General features: G+C 25.8%; 3 protein-coding genes, 1 pseudogene and 1 riboswitch. Of the genes and pseudogenes, 3 read left to right on the top strand and 1 reads right to left on the bottom strand.

The window, feature by feature from the left end; genetic code table 11:
- Positions 1 to 301, bottom strand: a pseudogene (locus Q0V09_RS08890) (DJ-1 family protein); the annotation flags it as partial.
- Between the two features lie 227 nt (positions 302 to 528).
- Between Q0V09_RS08890 and rocF the strand changes: the two are divergent.
- The 3 genes from rocF to Q0V09_RS08875 all read left to right on the top strand — a co-directional run.
- Complete coding sequence (rocF, locus tag Q0V09_RS08885) at positions 529 to 1386, top strand: arginase (RefSeq protein ID WP_297488675.1); 858 nt, start codon at positions 529 to 531, stop codon at positions 1384 to 1386.
- Between the two features lie 9 nt (positions 1387 to 1395).
- Positions 1396 to 2241 carry a MurR/RpiR family transcriptional regulator gene (locus tag Q0V09_RS08880; protein ID WP_297488672.1) on the top strand — a complete coding sequence of 282 codons (846 nt, stop codon included), beginning with the start codon at positions 1396 to 1398 and terminating at the stop codon, positions 2239 to 2241.
- A 171-nt stretch (positions 2242 to 2412) separates the two neighbouring features.
- Positions 2413 to 2488, top strand: a riboswitch (cyclic di-GMP riboswitch).
- 50 nt (positions 2489 to 2538) lie between these two features.
- The coding region (locus tag Q0V09_RS08875; protein WP_297488669.1) for an L-type lectin-domain containing protein at positions 2539 to 3864 on the top strand (1326 nt) is incomplete at its 3' end.

Below are 3864 nucleotides of genomic sequence, written 5' to 3'. Positions count from 1 at the left end.
TAAAATGAGAAAGTAAGTTATAAAATTCTTTTGATTGAATATCATTAAAAAACCCACCTTTTCCAAATCCTCCAGGAATGATTAATGCTTCAAATTCTGATAAGTCTATATTAAAGGTAGTTAAATTAATTTCAGGAGTGATAGTTAAATTCCAAGTGGCTTTGATAGTATTGTGAATTCCACAAATAGTAGGGAAAATTTTAATTTTATTTATAATATTATTCCATCCAAATATGTCAATAAATGGTGATAATTCTAGGCTTTCAAAACCATTTGATGCAAAAATTAGTATTCTTTTCATAGAGTTAAAATCTCCTTGTAAAAAAAAAGTTGACTTAATTTCCAAAAAGCACTACAATATCTCGTATTTTAAGTGAAATTAATTATGTTAATTATATATCATTTTTAAAATATTTAAAAGTAAGTTTTTAAAATTTAAAAACATGTTTATCTAATTTTAGTGTTTAAGAACAAGAAAAAAGAAAAATAAGATGTTTTTAAATATATATATAGTAAGAGGAGGATGTAATGAAAAATAAGATGTTCGCAGTTCCAATGAACTTAGGAGCTAATAAAGCAGGAATAGATTTTGGACCAGAAGTATTGGAGGAAAAGTTTCCCGAAGTATTTGGAAATATGGAGTTAATAGAAGTAGAAAAGAAAAGGGAAGATTTTAATGAACAATCCTTAAAGTATAAAAATACTATATTACATACTTGTGAGAAATTAGCAAAAGCAGTAAATAAAGCAGTTAAAGAAGGATATAGACCTATAACAATAGGAGGAGATCATTCTATAGCTTTAGGATCAATATCTGGTGTAGCAAAAGAAAAAGACAATTTAGGAGTAATTTGGATTGATGCACATGGAGATATGAATACAGATGAATCAACTGAATCAGGTCATATTCATGGGATGCCGTTAGCTTCTCTTCAAGGATTAGGAGATAAAGATTTAGCAAACTGTTTCTTCCAAGGTTCTAAAATAAAAAATGAAAATGTTGTTATTTTAGGAGCTAGAGACATAGATGAAAAAGAATTAGAAATTATTGAAAAATATGGTATAAAAATGATAAACTATACAGAGGTTCTAGAAAAAGGAATAGATCAAATTTTAGGAGAAATAAAAGATTATTTAAAAGTAGAAGAACTACATATAAGTTTTGATGTTGATTCTATAGATCCAGAATTTGCTCCAGGAGTTAGTACTCCAGTAAGAAGCGGATTCTCACCAAAAGAGATGTTTGAAACATTTACATTCTTATTTGATAATTATAAAATATCATCTGTGGATATTGTTGAGTATAATCCAGTTAATGATAAAAGTGAAAAAACAATGAATTTTGTAAATGAGTTAACAGAGTTTGTATTGAACTTTAAAAAATAGAGGTGTATAATGAAAAAAGAGGTATTGTCTAATTTAGAAAAAAATTATTCAACTTATAGTAAAAGTTTTAAAAAAATTGTAGATTTCATAAAGCATAATCAAAGTATAGTTTCTTTTATATCAATCAATGAATTAGCAAAAGAAACAGAAACGAGTCCTGCTACAATAACTAGATTTTCTAAAAATTTAGGATTTAAAGGTTATCCTGATTTTCAAAGAGTATTTCAAAAAGATTTAGAAATATCAACATCTCAAATGAGAGAATTTAGAGATGAAATTGGAACAATCAGTACTGAGGGCGTTTTAGAAGAGATTATAACTACTAATATTAGTTTGTTAGAAGAGATTGATATTTCTAAGAAAGAAGCACAATTAAATGCTGCTATAGATATGATAAAAAATAGTAGAAAACTTTATATTTTAGGAGCAAGAGGTTCTTATGCTTTAGCTCATTATCTTTATTTTATGTTGAAAGAATTAAGAAACGATGTTGAACTTATGATTTCAGGAGCTTCAGATTTTACAGACAGGTTAGTATATTCAGAGAAAGAGGATTTGTTATTTACAATATCTTTTCATCCATATACAAATTTCACATGTCAAGTAACAGAGTTTTTCAAAAATCAAGGTAATAAAATTATAACTATGACAGATAAAGAGGATTCGATATTAGGTAATATGTCTGATTTAGTAATGACAACTAAAAATGGTGGAAAAGCTTGTACTTTTGTTCCAGGAATAGTGATTTTAAATGCTTTAATCTTAAAGTTTGGAAGTGAACAAAGAGAAGAGAGTATGGAAAAATTAGATAAGTTAAAAATAATTACAGATACATTTGATATATACCACAAATAAAACAAATATAAAAAGGTCATCCCATTTGAAATGAGATGACCTTTTTTAGTACTGTTTTTTTATAAAAAGCCTTTTGATTTCATATTGCAGATAAAAGTACTTGAAAAATAACATAAAAAAATGTATAATAATAAATTATTCACAGAATAAAGTCATTGCATGTGTATTAATAATGAATTTTCGCAAAATATAAGAAATTGTATGACGCAAAGCTATAGGGCCTTTAAAATGGCAGCCAGTTGCAACTTTTTTTTAGTTGCAACTTTTTTTATTAATTTTATATTGTAGGAGAGTGTTATGGGTAACAAAAAATATTTTTTACTTTTTTTATTGATTTTTTCAAAACTATTATTTTCAGCACATATAGAAGAAAGTTCTAAAAGTTTTAAAGATTTTAAAGATTTTAAATTTTTTGGAGATGCTGAAAGAAATCCAACAAATAGAGAAGAGGGAATTTTAACTTCAGATACAAGAAATCAAGCAGGAGCTTTTTGGTATCAAAAAAAAATAGATTTAAGACATAATTTTATTTATGAATTTGATATTAATTTTGGAAATAATGGATGGAAAAAAGTAGATTTAAAACCATCTACTGCTATAGATCCAATGATAAAATATGATGATGATGGATTTGATGATGGATATATAGATATTGGAGCAGATGGAATAGCTTTTGTATTGCAAGGAGCATCAAATTCCATTTATGGAAAAAAAGGACTAAATATAGGTACAGAAATAAAAAATTCATATGTTACAGAGTTTGATACATATAATAATCATGGTTATTTAAAAAATGGTGATTTATCTTTTCCTTTAGATGAATTAGATTCAAATGGAATACCTAAAAATATAACAATAGATCACATGGCTTTTATGCCTTATAGTAATCAATTATATTCAATGAATCATATTTATGGAAATAATACGATGATTTCTATTGGAGATGTTGAAGATGGAAAGTATCATAAAGTACAAGTATCATGGAATGCAATAAGTCATGAATATAAAGTAATTTTTGATGTTAATATACCTGGAAAAAGAAAAGAAATGAGTGTCATAAGAGATATTGTTAAAGAAGATTTAAACAATAATCCTTTAACGTATTTTGGATTTACAGCATCGACAGGTGATTTTAAGAATTTACAAAAAATAAAAAATATAAAATTAATAGCAGATATTTCAAATCTTGATTTTGGAGATGCACCAGAAACATATAAAACTTTATTAGGAAGTAGAGCTGGTGAATATGATGGACCAAGTCATATTATAAAAGATGGAATATATTTAGGAAAAGGAGTTACAGCGGAATTAGATGGAAAACCTTCAGATTCTGCATTAAGAGATAGTGAAGATGATGGAGTTGTTTTTAATAAAATTGATGAGGTAAATACATTAATATTAAATAAAGAAAATAATATTAAAGTAATAGCATCTCAACCTGGATGTATTCATATTTGGATTGATTGTAATAAAGACGGTAAGTTTGAAAATAATGAAGGGAATTATTATGATGTAAAATCAGGAGAAAATAATATAAAAATAGATTTAAAAAATAAAAATATTCAATTAGGGAAAACTTATTTTAGAATAAGATATACAACAGGAACAGATTTTACAGAAATT

Source organism: uncultured Cetobacterium sp. (assembly GCF_947039425.1).
Classification (GTDB): domain Bacteria; phylum Fusobacteriota; class Fusobacteriia; order Fusobacteriales; family Fusobacteriaceae; genus Cetobacterium_A.
The sequence above is the reverse complement of the archived record's forward strand: the minus strand, read 5'-3'. Positions and strand labels throughout refer to the sequence as shown.

Coding starts and splice junctions, on each gene's coding strand:
- rocF (WP_297488675.1), top strand. CDS start 529: ATGAAAAATAAGATGTTCGCAGTTCCAATGAACTTAGGAGCTAATAAA.
- Q0V09_RS08880 (WP_297488672.1), top strand. CDS start 1,396: ATGAAAAAAGAGGTATTGTCTAATTTAGAAAAAAATTATTCAACTTAT.